This window comes from Bacillus sp. C28GYM-DRY-1 (genome assembly GCF_030519405.1).
In the GTDB taxonomy this organism is placed as follows: domain Bacteria; phylum Bacillota; class Bacilli; order Bacillales; family Bacillaceae; genus Bacillus; species Bacillus spizizenii_A.
This window is the reverse complement of sequence record NZ_JAUMKF010000004.1, coordinates 20,925-41,786: the sequence shown is the minus strand read 5'-3', so window position 1 is coordinate 41,786 and position 20,862 is coordinate 20,925. Positions and strand designations below refer to the sequence as shown.

Genomic DNA, 20,862 nt, shown 5'->3' with positions numbered 1-20,862 from the left:
AACGGGCTGCATGCAGCCCGTTCCCATTAAATTGAAACCAAAAAAGAGGCAGATGGAGTACTTGACCAGAGGCTTAATTGCGGTCAAGACGGAGCAGGGTGTGTTTGTCAGCTGGCGTTTTCTCGGAACGGATCATGAGACGACGGCTTTTCACCTTTATCGGGATGGAGCACGGATCACCCGCAAGCCGATCGCAGACAGCACCAATTTTCTCGATCAAAACGGAACGGCGGACGCTGTTTACCAGGTGGCGGCAGTCAATAAAGGACGGGAAGAAAAGCTGTCCAAAGAAGCTCATGTCTGGCGGGAAAATGTCCTAGAGGTACCGCTTAATAAACCGGAAGGCGGTCTCACGCCGGACGGAATGCCTTACACGTACAGCGCCAATGATGCCAGTGTCGGGGATGTGGATGGGGATGGAGAATATGAAATCATTCTGAAGTGGGACCCGTCCAATTCAAAGGACAACGCCCATGACGGATACACCGGGGAGGTTCTCATAGATGCCTATAAACTGGACGGCACCTTTTTGTGGCGCATTAATCTCGGCAAAAACATCAGAGCAGGCGCTCATTATACCCAGTTTATGGTCTATGACTTGGACGGTGACGGAAAAGCAGAAATCGCCATGAAAACCGCTGACGGCACAACAGATGGGAAAGGACACATCATTGGCGATGAACATGCTGATTTTAGGAACGAACAGGGCAGAATCCTGTCCGGTCCGGAATATTTGACTGTGTTTAAAGGAGAAACCGGTGAAGCGCTCACGACCGTGGAATATGAACCGCCCCGCGGCAAGCTGGAAGATTGGGGAGATGGCTATGGAAACCGCATGGATCGTTTTCTCGCCGGGATCGCGTATTTGGATGGGGAGCGGCCGAGCCTCGTGATGGCGCGCGGTTACTATACGAGAGCTGTACTTGTGGCATACGATTTCAGAAACGGAAGGCTTAACAAACGCTGGATATTTGATTCCAATCAGCCGGGCCATGAAGCGTATGCTGGGCAGGGCAACCACAGCTTGAGTGTGGCAGATGTTGACGGAGACGGGAAGGATGAGATCATTTACGGCGCCATGGCGGTTGATCATGACGGTACAGGATTGTACACAACGGGGCTCGGACACGGAGACGCGATGCATGTAGGGGATCTGGATCCGTCCCGAAAAGGGCTTGAAGTGTTTCAAGTGCATGAAGATGCCTCGAAGCCGTACGGACTGTCGCTGCGTGATGCCGGAACCGGCGAGGTTTTGTGGGGCGTTCATGCCGGAACTGACGTCGGCAGGGGCATGGCGGCTCATATCGACCCAAACTACAAAGGATCGCTCGTATGGGGAATCGATCCGCCGGGCAACGCTGGCATGTCGTATGGGCTTTTCACGAGCAAAGGAGAAAAAATCAGCGACAAAGCGCCTGCTTCAGCCAATTTCGCCATCTGGTGGGACGGTGATTTAGTCAGAGAACTGCTTGATCATGACTGGGACGGAACGGCCGGCAGACCGAAGATTGAAAAGTGGGATGCTGAGAACCGCTGTCTGAAGACGATTTTTCAGCCGGACGGCGTATTGTCCAACAACGGCACAAAAGGAAATCCTGTCCTTCAGGCCAACTTGTTCGGAGACTGGCGGGAAGAAGTGATATGGAGAACGGAAGACAGCAGCGCGCTCCGTATCTATACAACAACACATCTCACCCGCCATCGCTTGTACACGCTTATGCACGATCCGGTTTACAGGCTCGGCATCGCCTGGCAGAACACCGCCTACAACCAGCCGCCGCACACGGGCTTTTATCTCGGAACGGGAATGAAAAAACCGCCGAAGCCCGCCCTGTATATAGCAGGCAGCAAAGCGGAGGCGCCGCTATAGGAGGAACGTATGGCATACAAAGCAAAAGCTGATCGCTTTGGAAGAATGGTGTATCACAATGCCGGACGAACCGGATTAAAGCTTCCTGCCGTATCTCTCGGCCTCTGGCATCAGTTCGGCGGTGCCTATTCAGCGGAGAACGCACGATCGATGCTCAGCTCCGCATTTGACGCAGGCATTGTCCATTTTGATCTCGCCAACAATTACGGCCCGCCGCCCGGATCGGCCGAAGAGATGTTTGGGAGCGTGCTGAAAGCTGATTTTGCACCGTACCGCGATGAACTCGTCATCAGCACAAAGGCAGGCTATGACATGTGGGAGGGGCCGTATGGAAACGGCGGTTCAAAAAAACACCTGACAGCCAGCCTGGATCAAAGCTTGAAGCGAATGGGGCTTGATTATATCGATCTGTTTTATTCGCACCGCCCGGATCCTGAAACGCCGCTCGAGGAAACGATGGAGACGCTGGCCGGATTTGTGCGGCAGGGAAAGGCACTGTACGTCGGAGTATCAAACTACAGCCCGCAGGAAACGGAGCGGGCTGCCGAGCTTTTAAAGCAATTTGGCGTCCGCCTTGCCATCCACCAAACGAAATATTCCATGTTCCACAGAGAGCCGGAAAAAGGCCTGCTTGATGTGCTGGAGAAACAAGGAGCCGGCTGTATCGCGTTTGCGCCGCTTGCTCAAGGGCTTCTCACGACAAAGTACGTATCAGGCATTCCAGAGGGATCAAGAGCCATGGATGCAAGCAGTCCTTTCCTGCAGGCGGAGAACGTCACCAAAGGAGCAGTCACGAAGGCGCAAAAGCTGAACGAAATAGCGAAAGAACGGGGGCAATCGCTTCCGCAAATGGCGATCGCATGGCTTTTAAAGGATGACCGAATCACTTCAGTGCTGATCGGAGCGAGCAGGAAACAGCAAATAGAAGAAAATGTTCAAGCGTTGCACGCACCGGTTTTTTCAAGGGAAGAGCTGTCCATGATTGATGCCATATTAAACGAAAAAAACGAGGGGGAATGAGAAATGGCAAATCACATTTATCTTGCTGGCGATTCAACTGTTCAAACGTATGGAGACAGCACCAATCAAGGGGGCTGGGGGCAGTTTCTCGGCTCGCATCTGCCGGAGCATATTCAAGTGATCAACAGAGCAATCGGGGGAAGAAGCTCAAAAACATTTGTGGAAGAGGGCAGGCTTCAGGCGATTCTTGATGTGATTGAGCCGGATGACTGGCTGTTTGTGCAGATGGGCCATAATGACGCGTCGAAAAATAAGCCCGAGCGCTACACTGAGCCCTATACCACCTATAAACAATATTTAAAGCAGTATATCGCAGGCGCGCGGGAAAAAGGCGCCCATCCGCTTCTCATTACCCCTGTAGCACGCTTTCATTATGAAAATGACATGTTTTTGAACGACTTTCCTGATTATTGCATTGCCATGAAGCAAACGGCTGCAGAGGAGAATGTCCAGCTCATTGATCTGATGGAGAAAAGCCTTGCTTTCTTTACCGAGAAGGGTGAGGAAAAAGTGTACACCTATTTTATGGTGTCAGAAGGAATTAACGATTACACGCACTTCACAAAAAAAGGCGCAAATGAAATGGCGAAACTTGTTGCAAAAGGCATAAAGGAACTCGGCCTGCCATTGACAGAATCGATCATCAAAGAAGGGTGAAAAATGTGAGGAGAAAACTGTATCACGGGGCTTGCTATTATCCAGAATTATGGGATGAAGAGACAATTCAGCAGGACATTGACATCATGCGTGAGGTTGGCGTGAATGTTGTAAGGATTGGCGAATTTGCTTGGTCCGTCATGGAACCGGAAGAAGGAAAAATTGACGTCAGTTTTTTCAAAGAGATCATCACCCGTCTGTATGATAACGGCATCGAAACGATCATGTGCACGCCGACGCCTACACCGCCGATTTGGCTGTCGCACGGCCGGCCGGAGCGTATGCATGTAAACGAAAAAAGAGAAGTCATGGGCCATGGCTCCCGTCAGCATGCTTGTACGAACAACCCGTATTTCCGAAAAAAAGCCGCCATCATTACTACAAGCATCGCCAAGGAGCTTGGCCAGCTCCCGGGACTGATCGGCTGGCAGCTAGACAATGAGTTTAAATGCCATGTGGCTGAATGCATGTGTGAGACGTGCTTGCACTTATGGCACGACTGGCTCAGAAACCGCTATGGCGTGATTGAGCGGTTAAACGAGGCATGGGGAACTGATGTGTGGAGCGAAACCTACCAGTCGTTTGAGCAGGTGCCGCAGCCGGGGCCGGCCCCGTTTCTGCATCACGCCTCTCTAAGCACAATGTATCAGCTGTTTTCGATGGAGATGATCGCTTCATTTGCAGATGAACAGGCCAAAATGATCCGCTGCTATTCGGATGCGCCGATCACGCATAACGGCTCTGTCATGTTCAGCGTGGACAATGAGCGGATGTTTCGGAATCTCGATTTTGCCTCCTATGATACGTACGCTTCGCAGAAAAACGCCTCTGCCTTTTTATTGAACTGTGATTTGTGGAGGAACTTGAAGCAAGGGCGCCCGTTTTGGATTTTGGAAACGAGTCCGTCGTATGCTGCCTCGCTCGAGAGCTCCGCTTTTCCGCATGCCGACGGGTATTTGCAGGCTGAAGCTGTATCTTCCTACGGCTTAGGAAGCGATGGCTTTTGCTATTGGCTGTGGCGCCAGCAGCGTTCAGGCAGCGAGATATCACACGGTTCGGTTCTCAGTGCCTGGGGCGAGCCGACTGTAGGTTATCAGAACGTGCTGGCAGTCGAGCGGGCTAGAAAGGAAATCGAACCGGTGATTTTATCGACTGTGCCTGTCCAAGCCGAAGCGGCGATGACCTACTCTGACAGAGCAAAAGCATTTATCAAAACTGAGCCTCATCAGGGGCTTCAGCATCGTTCGCTTGTGACGCACTTTTATGAACGGATTCTCAACACGGGGATTCACCGTGACCTCATTCCGGAAGGTGTTCCGCTGGACGGCTACCGTTTGCTGTTTACGCCTTTTGTGCCGTATCTGTCTTCTGATTTTATCAAAAAAGCTTCAGCATTCGCTGAAACAGGCGGCATCTGGATTGCCGGACCGCTGACAGGAGGGCGCACAAGCGAGCATACGATTCATACGGATTGCGGGCTTGGCCAACTTGAGAAAACAGCCGGGATCAAAACGCTGTTTACCTTTCCGATGAACGAGGATGCCAATACAGGAAAAGCGTTTGGCTTCACAGCGCCGCTCGGGCTGTGGAGCGCAGTGTTTGATACAGCGAGCGGAAACACCCTAGGCACGGTTGAGTCAGGACCGGGAGCAGGTCATGCCTTTCTGACAGAACAGAAGCACGGCAAGGGAAAAATCGTTATGCTTGGCTCGCTTCCATCGGGGAAAGAAGGGAATGTGATGCTGGAAGCGCTCGTCAGGCATTACGCTGCTGAAGCAGCCATTTCCGTCCGGTCCGATGTTACACCCGGCACGATCGTTGCCCCGCGCAAAGGCGAAAACGGCCTTGTGTGGATCATCGTCAATATGGATGGAAAAGGCGGAAGCGTGACACTGCCGGGAGCCGGTATGGATCTGTTGACAAACCGTTCAGAGAAAGCGGGAAGATTGGCAGTCGGACCGCATGAATACCGTGTGATTCAGTTTGACAATCACAGCTGATTCTTTGCATCGAATCAGCTTTTTTCTATGGAGGGAGAATCGATGAAAAAGATGAAATGGTTATCAGAAGAGCCAAAGGTGACAAGCGGTGTGACGTGGGGTGTGCCGTGGAAAAAAGGGGAATTGAAAAAAGGTCACCGCCTGGCGCTTGTGAATGAAAATGCGGAAAGTCGATATGTGCAGAGCGAACCGTCGGCCTATTGGCCGGACGGGAGCATCAAGTGGACGAGGCACGCGGCGGTATTCAGCGGGCGGGACTCTCAAAGCTTTACAGTGCAAAAAGGAGAATCCCCGCAGCCAATAGATTCAATCAGCATCAATGAGTCAGAGGATGGCATCGAAGTGAATACAGGAACACTCGTCTGTGCCATCCATAAAACAGGCTCCGATTTCATTCAATCATTGCAGATCAACGGAAAGCCGATCGCCGCTGGCGGTAGGCTTGTTGCCATAAGAGAAACGAGAAAAGCTACTGCGGCGGAAACCATGCTTTTTCGTGAAACGTCTGTCAGCCTCATCAAACGTGCGGCGATTGAGAAGAGCGGCCCTGTCAAAGCAGTGATCAAAATAGAGGGCGCGCATATTCTCCAAAAAACAAAGGAGGAGTGGCTCCCGTTTGTGGCCAGATTGACGTTTTACGCCGGACTTTCTGAGATTGGCATCGTGCACACGCAACTGATCGATACGAATGGTAAACAAGAATTCATTAAAGGGCTCGGCATCGAATTTGACCTTGTTTTGAAAGGGGAGCCGTACAATCGCCATTTCCGTTTTGCGGGAGAGAAAGGGATGTACAAAGAACCCGCCCAGCTGTTTGGCACACGTAAATTCAATGAACGGTATCCGCTTTACCAAAAACAAATTAATGGTGAAACGCTGTTTCCAAGTGAAGAGCACAAGGAATGGTTTGCGCATGGCACACAAAACGCGGTTTGGAATGATGTCAAGCTCGTACAGGATTCCAGCGATCATTACAGCCTGTCAAAACGGACCGGAAAAGATTATGCGTGGGTAGGCATGCTGCATGGCAGCCGGGCGAAGGGGCTTTGCTATGCGGGCGGCGAAAATGGCGGCATAGCCCTCGGTCTGCGGTACTTTTTTGAGAAATATCCGTCAGCCCTGGAAATCACAGGCCTTGCCGGCAGCCATCCCACAATGACTGTCTGGTTTTGGCCCCCGGACGGAGATGCGATGGATTTGCGGCATTATACAGGAAACACCCATGTGGCGAGCGCGTATGAAGGCTTTGATGAAATGCGCGCTGATCCGACCGGTATTGCGAACACAAATGAAATCAGCCTGGCGTGCTTTTCACACATGCCGTCCGATGATGCCCTCAATGCGCTCGCTGACAAATGGCAGGCGCCGCCACTGCTTGTTTGTGAGCCGGACGTCTATTACGAATCAAAGGCGCTCGGGGTTTGGAGTGTCATTGACACATCTCATCCGCTCAAAAAAGAGCTGGAGGAACAGCTCGACGCCGCATTTCTATTTTACAAAAAGGAAGTAGAGCAGCGCAGATGGTATGGGTTTTGGGATTATGGCGATGTCATGCATACATATGACCCGATCCGGCATATGTGGCGGTATGATCTCGGCGGGTATGCATGGCAAAATAATGAGCTCGTTCCGACCTTATGGCTATGGCAGGCGTTTTTCCGCTCTGGCAGAGAGGATATCTTCCGCATGGCAGAAGCCATGACCCGCCACACGAGCGAAACGGACAGCTTTCATCTCGGGGAATACGCAGGGCTTGGCTCACGGCATAATGTTGTTCATTGGGGATGCGGCTGCAAGGAAGCGAGGATCAGCATGGCCGGGCTTTATAAATTTTATTATTATCTGACGGGAGATGAGCGGACGGGAGATCTTTTGACAGAAGTGAAGGACGCCGATTACGCCCTCGTCAAAACCGATCCGATGCGCGCCTTTTATGAGAAAGGCGAGCACCCGACCCACGCCAGAACGGGACCAGACTGGGCGGCGTTTTGTTCGAACTGGCTGGCGGAATGGGAGCGGACCGAAAATCCGGAATACCTCAAAAAAATCGAAACGGGCATTAGCTGTCTGAAGCGGCTCCCGCTCCGCTTATTATCCGGCCCGACATTTGAATATGATCCGGCGACCTCAAGACTTCATCACATGGGAGACGGCATAGCGGGCGGATATCATATGATCATTGCCTTCGGCGCGCCGCAAGTGTGGATGGAGCTGGCTGAGCTTCTTGAAGACCGGGAATGGGAGGAAATGCTGAGTGAATTCGGCGAATTTTACACTCTCAGTGATGAAGAAAAACGAAAAAAAAGCGGAGGTGCGCTTCATGATAGGCATTTTCACTGGCCGATGTTCGCCGCTGCCATGACCGCCTACGCCGCAAGAAAAAAACAAGATCAGAAGCTCGCCGCCAAAGCGTGGAATCTTTTGCTTGATGATAAGCTGAGCCATACGCCGCTTCCGATCAAACCAGAGCGCATTGAGACATGGACGCAGATGGAGGAGCTCCCGTGGGTGACAACGAACACCGTCTCTCAATGGTGTTTGAACGTCATAGCAGCGCTGGAACTAATCGGGGATTCCCTTCCGGCAAAATAAGATACATCCGGCAAAAAAGGATAAAAGCCGGAATTTCATAGGAGAAATGATGCAAAAAATGAAGATTGCAAGAATTTATGTAAGCGCTTTATATTAAGAGAGGCAAAGGGGAAATGGAAAATGAAAAAAAGGGGGACTTGCGGATCATGAAATATAGAATGCGAAAAAAATGGCTGGCCTTACCGCTCGCTGTCATGATGATCGCTGGATGCAGCAATTCGGAAACATCCAGTTCAGCAGGCGGTTCGAAAGACACGATTAAAATTATGGCGCCGCTCTTATCGCCGGAAAGCCCGAGTGAGAAGAGCCCTTCATTAAAAGCGCTCGAAAAATACACAGGTAAAGAGATTAAAGTCACATGGGTGCCTGATTCATCCTACAACGACAAATTCAACATCGTCATGGCTTCCGGAGAGATGCCTCATGCAATTGTGATTAAAGATAAATCAGCGGGCTTTATCAAGTCTGTCAAAGCAGGGGCGTTTTGGGAGCTGTCTCCTTATTTAAAAGACTACAAGAATTTAAGCCAGGCAGATGAAAAGATACTGAAGAACAGCTCGGTGAACGGCGAGGTGTACGGAATCTACAGAACGAGGGATCTGATCAGAGCGTGTATGATCATCAGAACCGACTGGCTGAAAAACGTCGGTCTGGATATGCCGGAAACGATTGATGATTTCTATGAAGTGCTGAAAGCCTTTAAGGAAAAAGATCCTGACGGAAACGGCAAGGATGATACGTATGGCATGGTGGTGCCGAAATGGATGGGGCTCGGCAACGGAAGCCCGTGGGATGTTCTGCAAATCTGGTTCGGCGCTCCGAACCGCTACGGCGTTGAAAACGGAAAGCTGATTCCTGATTTTACAACGAAGGAATACATGGATGCGCTCAAGTTTTTTAAAAAGCTGTATGATGAGGGCTTGATCAATAAGGACTTTGCGGTCATGGATTCAGCGAAGTGGAATGATCCGGTAGTGAAAGGAAAAGCAGGTGTCATCGTTGATACAGGCTCCAGAGCATCTCAAATCCAAAGCGCGATGGAGGAGGCGGATAAGTCGAAAAAGGATGTGATTGATATCGTCGGCTCGCTTGAGGGGCCAAATGGCAAGCGCACCTTCCCGACATCCGGTTATTCAGGCATGATTGTGATACCAAAATCAAGTGTCAAAACCGAAAAAGAGCTGAAAGAGGTGCTGTCCTTCCTCGATAAGATGAATGATAAGGAAGCACAGATTCTCACGAACAACGGGGTGGAGGGCCGCAATTACGAGCTCAAGGACGGGGTATTCACCTCGCTTGAAAAAAACAACAAGTCTCTCCTGTATGAGCATGAAGGCTTGGCGCAGTTCAGCATGTCAATTCCGAAAAGCGAGTATTACATCGAAGACCAGAAAACAAAGCTCTTCCAGCATCGCAAGGACCTCATCACTGAAGGAGAAAAAATAGCCGTCTTTAACCCGGCTGAGTCGCTTGTATCTGATGTGTATACCCAAAAAGGAGCCCAGCTTGACAACATCATTCTCGACGCGAGAACACAATTTATTATTGGAGAGATTGACGAAAAAGGGTTCGAGGATGCGGTGGAGCTTTGGAAAAAAAGCGGCGGAAATGACCTGATGAAGGACTTGAACAAATTATATCAATCGTCAAAATAAACCGATGCGCCTGCCGTTCGGCGGGCGCACCGGTACACAGAAAGGAGAACAGATATGGAAACAGTGCCAAAGAAGGGAGATTCACCTGTTCTCACTGCTGGAAAAGGCACCAGCTGGAAGGTTGCGCTCAAACGGGACAAATGGCTTTACCTTCTTCTTATTCCCGGTCTGCTTTATTTTTTGATTTTCAAATACTTGCCGATGTGGGGCGTGCTGATCGCTTTTAAAGACTATTCGCCATATCTCGGCTTCTGGAAAAGCGAATGGGTCGGCATTGAATATTTCAAAGACTTTTTTATGAATCCGGATTTTTTCCGGCTGCTGCGCAACACCCTCATGCTCGCGAGCCTAGATCTTTTATTTGCTTTTCCAGCGCCTCTCATTTTGGCCTTGCTTTTGAATGAGGTGAGAAAGGCCGTGTATAAAAGATGCATCCAAACCTTTATTTACGTGCCCCATTTTGTTTCATGGACAATTGTGGTCAGCATCACCTTTGTTTTCTTTACTGTCGATACAGGTGTGATCAACAAATTCATTATGAACCTGACAGGTGAGCAGATTTCTTTCTTATCAGACGCGGACTGGTTCCGGCCGATGATTGTGATGCAAAGCATCTGGAAGGAGACAGGCTGGGGAACGATTTTATTTCTGGCCGCGTTGGCGACGGTTGATCAGGAGCAGTATGAAGCCGCCATCATGGATGGAGCGGGCCGATTTAGGAGAATGTGGCATATTACGCTGCCGGCGATCAGGAGCACCATTATCGTTTTGTTAATTTTAAGAATCGGCAGCTTTTTGAATCTCGGCTTTGAACAGGTGTATTTGATGACGAACTCACTCAACCGCAGCGTGGCTGACATTTTTGACACGTATGTATACATGATGGGAATTACCCAAGGCGCGTACAGCTACAGCACCGCGGTCGGTTTGTTTAAATCGGTTGTCGGGATTATCTTGATTTTCGGCGCCAATTACATTGCGAAGAAGTTTGATCAGGAAGGATTGTTTTAGAGGAGGGAGAGGTATGGCTGACATTCACACGATGCACAACACAAAAGCCGGACGGGTGTTTGACGTCTGCAACATTCTATTTCTCGGCGGTGTCGGTGCAATTACCATTTTGCCGTTTTTGTATATTATCGCCGGTTCCTTTGCCACAGAAGCGGAACTCGCCCAGCGCAGCTTCTTTATATTCCCGAAAACCTTTACACTCGATGCTTACAAGTATGTGTTTTCAACACCGACGTTCATCCGAAGCATGGGCGTATCCATCTTCATTACCGTGGTCGGGACGGCTGTGCAGCTGTTTTTCACCTTTACGATGGCGTATCCGTTAGCGAAGCGGCATGTGAAGGGGCGGAATCTGCTGTTGAATCTGGTCATTTTCTCTATGCTGTTTTCCGGCGGCATGATTCCGACGTACCTTGTTGTGAAATCACTCGGACTTTTAGATACGTACTGGGCATTGATTCTGCCGATGGCGATTAATCCGTTCAACCTTATTATTATCAAAAACTTCTTTCAGCAGCTGCCGCGCGAGCTGGAGGAATCGGCAAAGATTGACGGCTGTTCCGAAATCGGCGTTTTCTGGCGGATCGCCCTGCCGTTGTCAAAACCGGTTATTGCGACTTTTGCGCTGTTTTATGCGGTCGGGATTTGGAATGATTTCTTCCACGCTCTCTTATATATCAATGACAGTGCAAAATGGCCGCTTCAAATGGTGCTCCGCCAAGTTACCATCTTATCGGATTTAACGGCGACCAATGGCGATACGATGCAAAATACCATACCGCCCGAGCAGGGAATCAAACTCGCCGTCATTGTCATTGCAACGCTGCCTATTTTGGCGGTCTATCCATTCCTGCAAAAACACTTTGCAAAAGGAATGCTGATCGGTTCGGTGAAAGGCTGAGAAAGGGAGTGTTTCATATCAGTACGTTAGATCAAATTAAAATCGCCTATATTGGCGGGGGGTCTCAAGGCTGGGCCAGAAGCCTGATGAGTGATCTGTCGATTGATAAACGGATGTCAGGCACAGTGGCGCTCTATGATCTTGATTTTGAAGCTGCTCAGAAAAATGAAGTGATCGGCAATTATAGCGGAGACGGCAGATGGAGGTACGAAGCGGTTTCTACTTTGAAAAAGGCGTTATCGGGCGCGGATATCGTCATTATTTCGATTTTGCCGGGTTCACTGGAGGATATGGAAACCGATGTCCACCTCCCTGAGCGCTTCGGCATTTATCAGTCTGTGGGTGATACTGTCGGGCCCGGCGGGATCATCAGAGGTTTGCGGGCCGTTCCGATGTTTGCAGAAATTGCCCGGGCAATAAGAGACTACGCACCTGAATCATGGGTCATCAATTATACAAACCCGATGTCTGTCTGTACAAGAGTGCTGTATAAAGTGTTTCCGGGCATCAAAGCGATTGGCTGCTGCCATGAGGTATTCGGCACGCAGAAACTGCTAACGGAAATGGTCACAGAAAGGCTCGGAGTAGAGGTGCTGCGGCGCGAAAATTTTCGCGTCAATGTACTCGGCATTAACCATTTCACATGGATTACGGAAGCCTCTTACCGCCATATTGACCTGCTGCCTATATTCCATGAATTCAGCGCGCATTATGGAGAATCAGGATATGAGCTAGAGGGGGAAAGCTGGAGGGACAGTGTCTTTCGTTCGGCCCACCGTGTTGCGTTTGATTTATTTGAACTGTATGGCGCCATCCCCGCTGCGGGTGACAGGCATCTGGCAGAGTTTCTTCCCGGCCCTTATCTCAAACAGCCTGAGGTATGGAAATTTCACCTCACATCTGTATCTTTCAGAACACAAGACAGAGATGAGAAGCGCCAGGAAACAGAACGATTAATCGCGCAAAAACGAGGCGTTGCCGGGAAAGCCTCGGGGGAAGAAGGCGTGAGCATCATAGCGGCTCTTCTCGGATTGGGTGAGCGCGTCACGAATGTAAATGTGCCGAATCAAGGCCAGGTTTCCAATCTTCCTTTACAAGCAATTGTCGAAACGAACGCCTTGATTACCCGCAACAGCGTCCAGCCAATTTTCTCTGGATCGCTGCCGAAAGGTGTGGAAATGCTGGCGGCACGACACGTATCCAATCAGGAGGCAGTGGCGGAAGCGGGGTTATCAAAGGACCGCGGTCTCGCTTTTCAAGCGTTTCTCAATGATCCGCTTGTCACGATTGACCACCGTGATGCAGAGCAGCTTTTCGATCACATGCTTGCCAAGCACCAAATGATGTGAAATCGGCAGCCGGCGGACGGCTGTTTTTTTATCGAAAATCTGCAGGTCCGGTTTAGAAATAGTGCAGTTGACCATAATGGTAGTAGCTCTTAAGAAGTAGGTGCTATCAACGTGGGAGATTATCTGAATGTAGCAATAGAATTAGTTTGCGGTCTCGTTATTTTATTTGTCATTTTGAAGTTTCTTGGGAAAACCCAATTCTCTCAACTCACCCCATTTGATTTTATTTCGGCCTTGATTTTAGGAGAACTGGTTGGAAACGCCGTCTATGATCAAGAAATCAAGGTAAAAGAAATTATTTATGCATCACTCCTATGGGGCTTGCTTATTTATTTGATCGAATTGATTACACAAAAGATAAAAGGAACCAGAAAGTTTCTGGAAGGCGAACCGAATATAGTGATTCATAAAGGAAAGCTGAAATACAAGATGCTGAAGAAAAACAAACTCGATATTAATCAGCTGCAAAGCCTCCTGAGGCAAAAAGGGTGCTTTTCGATTCAGGAAGTGGAGTATGCCATTTTGGAAACAAACGGGATGGTCAGTGTGCTCCCGAAAGCCGAATTCGATAAACCGACCAGAAAAGATATGAACCTTCCGACAAAGGATGTATCTTTGCCGATTACGTTAATTCTTGATGGGGAGATTGTGTTTGACAATCTGGTGGAGGCTGGCGTGGATGAACAATGGCTGAAGCAATCACTGCAACAGCATGGAGTTGAAAAGGCCGAGGACGTCTTATATGCGGAATGGCATGCCAGCCAGCCTCTATATGTCATCACATTTGAAGAAACCAATTCATCATAACCGTAAAAAAGAGCTTGCAGCAGGTGCAAGCTCTTTTTATGATTCGTGAGTCCCTTGTTTAACAGCTCTTACGTGGTACATGCTCACTTCAGTGCTGATCAGATAATCAGGCTTTGGTTTGCCCTTGTTCGCTTTATGGCCGGCGATATGTGCATCGCTTTTTTCCCATTGCTTCCAGTGATCCTCAGATTCCCAGCGAATCATGACAACGACTTCCTCATCACCGCGGCGGACGTTTTTCTCGAGCACTGTCACATCAATTAAACCTTCTTGTTTTTCAATGATTCCTTCAGCGCTGAATCGTTCTATAACTTGATCTGCATGGCCTTCTTTTACTGTCATTTTTCTCAACATAACAAACATCTGTCTCTCTCCAATCATTCTCATATATGAATAATTGCAAATGAAATTCATTCTCAATGTCAAACAAAGCACACGGCGGAAGAGCCGCCGTCGCAATGTTATTCTTATAATAAAGATACATTGCCGTCTCCGTCCTTACATTGTACGAAGGTGCCCCACCCATTTAATTGGCTCGCGGAGAAATTCTACACCGTTAGCTTTCATTTTCTCATATGCACCAAAGATGTCTTCACATTCAAACACGATAGAAGCTTTCATTTGTTCAGAGCCTTTCATCATGGCTTTTGGGTAAATGACCTTTTGCCGTAATCTCCATCCAGCTTTCATCAGATCCCATCGGGTGGTTCGCCGCAATATCAAAGGCAACCTTCTCCGCCCCAAATGGCTTGGCTTTCTGCTTGTCTTCAACATTTATTAGTGCCAATTTGTTTGATCATAGGTATACTATGACCGGTTCATGGCCGAAGTAACATGAAAAATCAGCCGGAAAAACCGGCTGATTGTCGATTAATATGAGCAGCTCACGACATCTATCAGATTTGTGTCTAAGGCGAAATAAACCCAGCGGCGCCGTGAAGAATCCCAGTAAAAGCCTCCAACGGATCTTCTGCCAAGAATGATCGGGTAGAACCAAAATGAGCTGCCGTTGGTTAACCAAACATAGGTAAACCGGAAGAGGCAAGGCTGAATAGCAATGGGTTCAACTAAATAAGCAACTCCCTGAGTGCTCTGCGGCTTTTTTGGTTTTGCCGGCTTTTTTGAAGGCGGGGGTCCCTGCGGCGCACCGCCGAAACCAGGGCCAGCGCCGCCGCCGAAACCAGGCCCAGCGCCGCCGCCGAAACCAGGGCCAGCGCCGCCGCCGAAGCCAGGCCCAGCGCCGCCGCCAATACCAGGGCCGGAGCCGCCGCCAATACCAGGGCCGGAGCCGCCGCCGAAACCAGGCCCAACGACGCCGCCAATGCCAGGCCCAACGACGCCGCCAATGCCAGACCATGGGTAACCATCTGGATAACGATATTCGTATTCAAAAGCGGGCCATGGTTCATAAAAATGCCCGGCAAACATATAAGGATCAACATTATACATGTAATAACGCCCTTTCTCATTGTAAACTGTACATTGCAGTTTATGCGAGCGGATGTTTATTGGTGTTTTCGCCTATGGATGAAATTGGAATGCGCTCAGGGTGCAGAATCATTTGATTTTTTTCTAGTCCCATTCACAATTCCGATGTATCATTTTATAATGAAAGAGCTTCTATTATGAAAAAGGAGACAGACCGTGAATATCGATCAATTATTATTTCAATATATTATAGACCACACGGCGGATATTACGGATAAATGGTTCAGTTTGCGATGTCAGCTGAAAGGAGAGTTATATTCCGCCGACAATTTAAGTGAAGAAACGAAAAAGCTCCTAACCAAGCAGCATACGTTTACCAATATAACGATTGCAAGTGCATTCCTTGAGGATCAAACTGAGTTTCAGAAACATATGACAAAATGGGCGCAAACCGTTGCGAAAAATAGGGTAGAGCAAGATGTTCCGGTGCATGAGGTTGTGGAAGCCATATCAAACTCAAGAATCTCATTTTGGGATGCTGTTGTTGCGTTTATTCAAGAGAATCGGGATATCGTCACAGATGAGGATGCCAACCGATGGAACCGCATAGTGAATCAGTCGTTCGATAAGCTGATCATTGAATTTTCCGAGCAGTACCAAAAGTTTATGCTGATGAGGCTCACATCCCAGCAGGAACTGATCTCAGAGCTGGGCTGCCCGGTGATTTCTATTGCGGATGGAATAGGGATATTGCCGCTAATCGGCTCCATTGATACGAAACGGGCACAGGTTATTTTAGAAACAGTGCCGGTCCGCTGTATCGAGAGAAAAATCACAAGCCTTGTCGTTGATCTTTCGGGTGTCCCAATTGTGGATACCATGGTGGCGCAGCAACTGTACAACCTGTCAAAAACGCTTTTCTTATTAGGCATCAAAGCTGTATTTTCAGGGATTCGCCCAGATGTGGCCCAGACATCGATTCAATTGGGGCTTGATTTCAGTGAATATGATACATACGGCACGCTGAAGCAGGCATTAGAAAACATGGGCGTTCGCTGCATTGTTGAGGAATTGGAAGAAAACCATTAGGAAGTTTGACCAGGCATATGATTGTCCGCCAGCGGGTGATCATATGCTTTTTTGAATTGATCAGAAAACACCAGCGATTTATCGAAAAAAACATACAACAAGGGGGAAAGGTCTTTTGATTTCAAAATCAACGATAGAAGCGGAAGTGTTTGGAAAAATTATCAGCTCGTTAGAAACGCTCGATTTCGGCACCATTCATCATTCTAGGTTACCCAAATTGAGAAAATAGAAAAGCACCGGTTTTCACGGAAAATGAAAGACTAAATATGATCGCATAAGGACGTTTGTTTTCATTAAATTATCCTTAAAACATATACATATTTTATCCGATTTTTATATAATAGACCTTTAAGATCATTTTTTGGGAGGATTTTTGACATGCAAGCTACGGTTCACGAGAGTAAGCAATCGATCATGCAGCGCATTTTGACAGTCTTTGTCTTCACACTGCTAATCGCGACTGTCGGTCTATTTATCGGCCAATTTGTTCCTGTCGCTTTAATGCTGCCGCTTTCTATCCTAGAAGTGGGGATGATTATTCTGGCCTTCTGGATGCGCAGAAGAAAAGCGGTCGGATATGCGTTTGTCTATACATTCGCGTTCGTTTCCGGCATTACCTTATTTCCGATCGTCAGCCACTATGCTTCCATCGCCGGCGCCTATGTCGTGCTTGAAGCCTTTGGCTCTACATTTGTCATTTTTGCTGTTTTGGGCACAATCGGCGCAAAAATGAAGAAGGATTTATCCTTCCTGTGGTCATTTCTGCTGGTAGCGGTGCTCGCGCTGATGGTGGTGGGTATTTTCAACATTTTCAGCCCATTAAACTCAGCGGCGATGATGGCGTATTCCGTGATCGGAACCATCGTCTTTTCCCTTTACATTTTGTATGACCTAAATCAAATCAAACACCGCCATATTACGGAAGACCTAATCCCCGTAATGGCATTATCGCTGTACCTTGACTTTATCAACTTGTTCATCAACCTGCTCCGCTTCTTCGGCATTTTGAGCAGTGATGATTAATGAAAAAGCCTCTGTCTTTGGATAGGTGCTTTTTTGCCATACATTAAAAAGGCAGGTGGAGTTGTGCGACTGTCATTTTGTCAGATGTGGAGCCTGCGAATTTAAAGTTTTTTAGTCTTTAAACACACTTAGCTTTTCAAAAAGATCACCAAGCATCTTCACGAACATGTCTTTTTCCTCGTCGCTGTAGTTTTCCATTACTGCGCAGATTTTGCTGGAAATGGCCGGGCAGAAATTGCTCCAGCCGTTCTTTTCCTTCCTTTGTCAGTTCAATGCTAATTTTTCGTTTATCCTCTGTGTGATGCTTGCGGCTGATAAAACCGTCCCTCGCCAGCCCGTCCAGCAGTCCTGTAATCGTTGCTTTCGTGACGTTTGACTGCTTTGCAAGCTCTGTCGGACTTAACCTATGATCCTTGGCATCAAAGAGCAACATCAGGATTTTGAATTTTCCTTCTGTAAGTCCGCTGCCTGCGAAGTAATGCTCCATCACATGATTCATTTTTTTCGAGATATCAAAAAGAGATAAAAACAATTCAAGAGAGCCGGCGTCTATATTGGCATACGTCTCGGCGTGCTCTGTTATATGCTTATATTTCGGTAAATGTTTTAATTCCATCTTAATAAGCTCCCGTACATTCGTTTTGACACGATTATAAAGGAGCGAAACACCATAACGCAGCTTAGCTTGGAAATGATTAACATCTTTTTGGACATAGTAAGGTAATATAGTTAGGTACCTAACTATATACAGAGCTGAAAAGGTGGTTATTCATATGAAACATATTTTAATAGCAGGAGGCGGTATCGGTGGTTTGTCAGCGACCATTTCTCTCAGTAAGTCGGTGTTTTCTGTCACCTTGTGTGAAGCGGCTTCAGAAAACCGCAAAACAGGTGCAGGAATTCTTCAGCCGCAAAACGCACTGGCTGTCTTGAAAGAACTGGGCGTATTCGAAGAGTGCTGTAAGCATGGCTTTCAAACAGAATGGTTTAAAACGTTTGATGAGCAGGGGGATTTGCTGTTTCAAGTCAGTGAATCCTTTTTATGACACACTTCCGGGACGCAATAATATCCTGCGAAAAACGTTAAATGACATTCTCATGAAGCATGCCGAGGCTGCGGGTGTACACATCAAGTGGGAGAAAAAGGTTGTCGCCTATGAAGAAACGGCTGAATCAGTCACTGCCCTTTGTGAAGACGGAGAAAGGATGCAGTCTGACATTCTGGCGGGCTTTGACGGCATTCATTCCGCTATTCGTGATAAAATGCTGCAAAAGGAAACAGAAAAAGAGCACCTTGGCATGGGGGCGTGGCGAACTTTATATCGAGCTCTCTGATTATACATTTGAGGACGCAACATTAATGTATAGAAGCGGAACACACAAATTGGCGTCGTGCCATTGGCGGAACACGCCGGCTATGTTTTCGTCCTCCAGCCTTGCACGAGCGATTATTGGGATGAGGAAGAGACCCGGTTTGAAAGAGTAAAAGAGATTCTCTCTCGCTTTTCGGGGCTGGATTTTGTCACCAAGCACATGTCGAAAGAGCATCCTGTCATGTTTAACAAACTGGAGCAGGTCGCAGTACAGGAGCCATGGTACAAAGGCCGCGTCGTCATCGGAGGAGACGCCGCCCATGCCGGAGCGCCGACCTTGGCACAAGGAGCGGCAATGGCCATCGAGGATGCCATCGTCCTCGCTGAAGAACTCAAAAACCACGCCGGCCACGAAACAGCGTTTCAGGCGTACTACAATAGAAGAGCCCCAAGAGCGCTCAAAGTCCAGAACCTCTCCTCAGAAATCGTCCGCCGCGGGCTGAAAGGAGAGCCAGGAGCGGAAGAGCTGATCGGCGAGTACTATGCGGTGTTGAGAGAGGGATATTAAATAGGAAAAGTCCAGAAAGTGATTTCTGGACTTTTTATTCTTGCTCTCTTTTATTCCGTATCCGCTCAATCACCTCATGCAGCCCCTCAGGCTTATAAAACTCCACCGGTGAACTGCCCTTCTCAAACGAAATCGTCTCGGCTTCAATCAGCGCGACATAGCGCCCGTTCACTTTTGCGAGATGAATCGATTCGCCAAAATCAGCTAGCAACCCTTTAATCTCGGTTTCTCCGACTTTCATTTTCAGCTCGGCTTCCGGCGTGTGCTCAATGATCTGGGCGGAGGCTTCGATCACTTGATGGGTGTCGAGGCGTTCTTGGATTTCCCGCTTTTCGCTCGCTTCCCAGATTTCGATGTCTTGTTCAAACTGCTTGAGCTCTTCGCTGTTGTCCTTAAATGTCTCATAGACGTGCTCCTGCACCATGTTCATAACCTGGGTTTTCATGATTTCCGGCATCGATTCGCCGTATTCGACGAATTTCAGAAAGTCCTCAAAATAGCGGGCGTGCGAGGCCTGGTGGATTTTCAGCTCGCCTTCCTCGATCATTCCTTCCTCTGGCATGTACGGGTATTGGATGCTTTTCATGTTTTTTGTCGTGATCGCCATTTCGACTTTTTTAATGAGAGAAGACGCGTCAGAGATGCGGGCGACCTTCGGCTCAAAATCACATTTCATAATGAAGACAAATGACTCGTCAAAGTATTTTCTCGGCACGGCTGAAGCAACGAGGAACACACCGCCGCGAACCGCGCTCGTGTCGAGGTACGTGCGGACGAATTGCTCGCTCAGCTCGTTGAAGTCTTCTTTTGTTTCCGCCAGACGCGCGCGGTTGAACATGTTGTAGTTTGGATTGGAATCGAGCTCGTGGCCGGGCTCTACGATAAAATGGCCAATCTTCGTCGGCACCTGCTCGGACTGCGGATGGCGGTCGGCTTTTCGTTTGACGATTTTTTTCAGCTCTCCGTCAAGAAAGTCCTTCAGCTCGCTTTCTTCAAATTCCTCTGTATCAAGGGTCTGGAAGTGCTTGAATTGCTTGTTTGCTTGCTCGTCCTTGCCTTCCACCTGTATGACATAAAAGGATAAAAACCGAATTTCAAAATCCATATATGAACTCACCTTATTCGCGTATTGTACAGCTTCTCAAGTATAGAAAAAACGATGTTCATACGTCAATCAGAGGAATGGAATAATCATGACCAGAAAAGGGGAATGTAGTCAATCTGCCTTTCATTGATAAGACAAACAGACACTGTCGCTGCTCAAATTGGCCACCGGTGAAGAAGCACAAAACAGGCTGAAACATCTGCAGGATACCGGTATATATGCAAAAGATGTTTGGTCGGGGATTTAAAGACTGGAAAGATCCAGTCTTTTTTGCCCTTTTGAAAAAATTGTGATCGCGCTAAACATTCGTGCATACAATAGCCACAGTCTGCCAGAGGTCGGGCTTTTGTAAAACCTATTTCTCGTTTTTGCTAGTTTATGTTATTCTTATACTCGGTATCTATTTCTTTTTTTCAAAGGCACACATGACCTAAGAACTCCTTTTTTTATTTCCGAGAAAAAAATGTGAAACGA

At 48.2% G+C, this 20,862-nt stretch carries 16 protein-coding genes and 5 pseudogenes; 16 read left to right on the top strand and 5 right to left on the bottom strand.

Annotated elements, in window-relative coordinates; all coding sequences use genetic code 11:
• Positions 1-31: 31 nt before the first annotated feature.
• From rhgX to Q3W56_RS05685, 10 genes are all read left to right on the top strand, one after another.
• Positions 32-1,870: a rhamnogalacturonan exolyase gene (rhgX, locus tag Q3W56_RS05730; protein WP_302894897.1), complete on the top strand. Its 1,839-nt coding sequence runs from the start codon at positions 32-34 to the stop codon at positions 1,868-1,870.
• Positions 1,871-1,879: 9 nt separating this feature from the next.
• Positions 1,880-2,890, top strand: a complete 1,011-nt coding sequence (mgrA, locus tag Q3W56_RS05725; RefSeq protein WP_302894801.1) for an L-glyceraldehyde 3-phosphate reductase — start codon at positions 1,880-1,882, stop codon at positions 2,888-2,890.
• Between the two features lie 3 nt (positions 2,891-2,893).
• Positions 2,894-3,547, top strand: a complete 654-nt coding sequence (locus tag Q3W56_RS05720; RefSeq protein ID WP_003219526.1) for a rhamnogalacturonan acetylesterase — start codon at positions 2,894-2,896, stop codon at positions 3,545-3,547.
• 5 nt (positions 3,548-3,552) lie between these two features.
• Positions 3,553-5,547, top strand: a complete 1,995-nt coding sequence (locus Q3W56_RS05715) for a beta-galactosidase (RefSeq protein WP_302894800.1) — start codon at positions 3,553-3,555, stop codon at positions 5,545-5,547.
• Positions 5,548-5,589: 42 nt separating this feature from the next.
• Complete coding sequence (locus tag Q3W56_RS05710; RefSeq protein ID WP_302894799.1) at positions 5,590-8,139, top strand: exo-rhamnogalacturonan lyase family protein; 2,550 nt, start codon at positions 5,590-5,592, stop codon at positions 8,137-8,139.
• 146 nt (positions 8,140-8,285) lie between these two features.
• On the top strand, positions 8,286-9,794 hold the full coding sequence (locus Q3W56_RS05705; RefSeq protein ID WP_302894798.1) for an extracellular solute-binding protein: 1,509 nt from the start codon (positions 8,286-8,288) through the stop codon (positions 9,792-9,794).
• Positions 9,795-9,848: 54 nt separating this feature from the next.
• The gene (locus Q3W56_RS05700; protein ID WP_302894797.1) at positions 9,849-10,805 is read left to right on the top strand and encodes an ABC transporter permease; all 957 of its coding nucleotides are present in this window, start codon (positions 9,849-9,851) and stop codon (positions 10,803-10,805) included.
• Between the two features lie 13 nt (positions 10,806-10,818).
• The gene (locus Q3W56_RS05695; protein ID WP_019713564.1) at positions 10,819-11,706 is read left to right on the top strand and encodes a carbohydrate ABC transporter permease; all 888 of its coding nucleotides are present in this window, start codon (positions 10,819-10,821) and stop codon (positions 11,704-11,706) included.
• Positions 11,707-11,714: 8 nt separating this feature from the next.
• A complete protein-coding gene (gene lplD, locus Q3W56_RS05690; RefSeq protein ID WP_302894796.1) occupies positions 11,715-13,055 on the top strand; it encodes an alpha-galacturonidase LplD in 1,341 nt (446 codons plus the stop codon).
• 111 nt (positions 13,056-13,166) lie between these two features.
• Entirely contained in the window at positions 13,167-13,862 is a 696-nt protein-coding gene (locus tag Q3W56_RS05685; RefSeq protein ID WP_302894795.1) for a DUF421 domain-containing protein, read from the top strand.
• Positions 13,863-13,898: 36 nt separating this feature from the next.
• Here the strand turns inward: Q3W56_RS05685 and hmoA are convergent, their stop codons facing one another.
• The 3 genes and pseudogenes from hmoA to Q3W56_RS05670 form a co-directional block, all read right to left on the bottom strand.
• Positions 13,899-14,225, bottom strand: a complete 327-nt coding sequence (gene hmoA, locus Q3W56_RS05680; protein ID WP_268399578.1) for a heme-degrading oxygenase HmoA — start codon at positions 14,223-14,225, stop codon at positions 13,899-13,901.
• A gap of 104 nt (positions 14,226-14,329) precedes the next feature.
• Positions 14,330-14,662 (bottom strand): annotated as a pseudogene (locus Q3W56_RS05675) (VOC family protein).
• A 70-nt stretch (positions 14,663-14,732) separates the two neighbouring features.
• Entirely contained in the window at positions 14,733-15,311 is a 579-nt protein-coding gene (locus tag Q3W56_RS05670) for a hypothetical protein (protein WP_302894794.1), read from the bottom strand.
• 195 nt (positions 15,312-15,506) lie between these two features.
• Here Q3W56_RS05670 and Q3W56_RS05665 point away from each other — a divergent pair, with 195 nt between their 5' ends.
• The 3 genes and pseudogenes from Q3W56_RS05665 (at position 15,507) to Q3W56_RS05655 (ending at position 17,402) form a co-directional block, all read left to right on the top strand.
• Positions 15,507-16,379, top strand: coding sequence for an STAS domain-containing protein (locus tag Q3W56_RS05665; RefSeq protein ID WP_302894793.1), 873 nt, complete (start codon positions 15,507-15,509; stop codon positions 16,377-16,379).
• A gap of 115 nt (positions 16,380-16,494) precedes the next feature.
• Positions 16,495-16,643 (top strand): annotated as a pseudogene (locus Q3W56_RS05660) (DUF2292 domain-containing protein).
• A gap of 114 nt (positions 16,644-16,757) precedes the next feature.
• Positions 16,758-17,402, top strand: a complete 645-nt coding sequence (locus Q3W56_RS05655; RefSeq protein ID WP_302894792.1) for a Bax inhibitor-1/YccA family protein — start codon at positions 16,758-16,760, stop codon at positions 17,400-17,402.
• Between the two features lie 111 nt (positions 17,403-17,513).
• On the opposite strand, the pseudogene yetL reads toward Q3W56_RS05655, so the two are convergent.
• Positions 17,514-18,018 (bottom strand): annotated as a pseudogene (gene yetL / locus Q3W56_RS05650) (transcriptional regulator YetL).
• 157 nt (positions 18,019-18,175) lie between these two features.
• Between yetL and Q3W56_RS05645 the strand changes: the two are divergent.
• On the top strand, positions 18,176-18,448 hold the full coding sequence (locus tag Q3W56_RS05645; RefSeq protein ID WP_302894791.1) for an FAD-dependent monooxygenase: 273 nt from the start codon (positions 18,176-18,178) through the stop codon (positions 18,446-18,448).
• Positions 18,369-19,283 (top strand): annotated as a pseudogene (locus Q3W56_RS05640) (FAD-dependent monooxygenase). The gene Q3W56_RS05645 and the pseudogene Q3W56_RS05640 overlap by 80 nt, the downstream one beginning before the upstream one ends.
• 34 nt (positions 19,284-19,317) lie before the next feature.
• Here the strand turns inward: Q3W56_RS05640 and Q3W56_RS05635 are convergent.
• A complete protein-coding gene (locus Q3W56_RS05635) occupies positions 19,318-20,388 on the bottom strand; it encodes a DUF3900 domain-containing protein (RefSeq protein WP_302894790.1) in 1,071 nt (356 codons plus the stop codon).
• 166 nt (positions 20,389-20,554) lie between these two features.
• Between Q3W56_RS05635 and Q3W56_RS21160 the strand changes: the two are divergent.
• Positions 20,555-20,635, top strand: a pseudogene (locus Q3W56_RS21160) (hypothetical protein); the annotation flags it as partial.
• Positions 20,636-20,862: the final 227 nt, after the last annotated feature.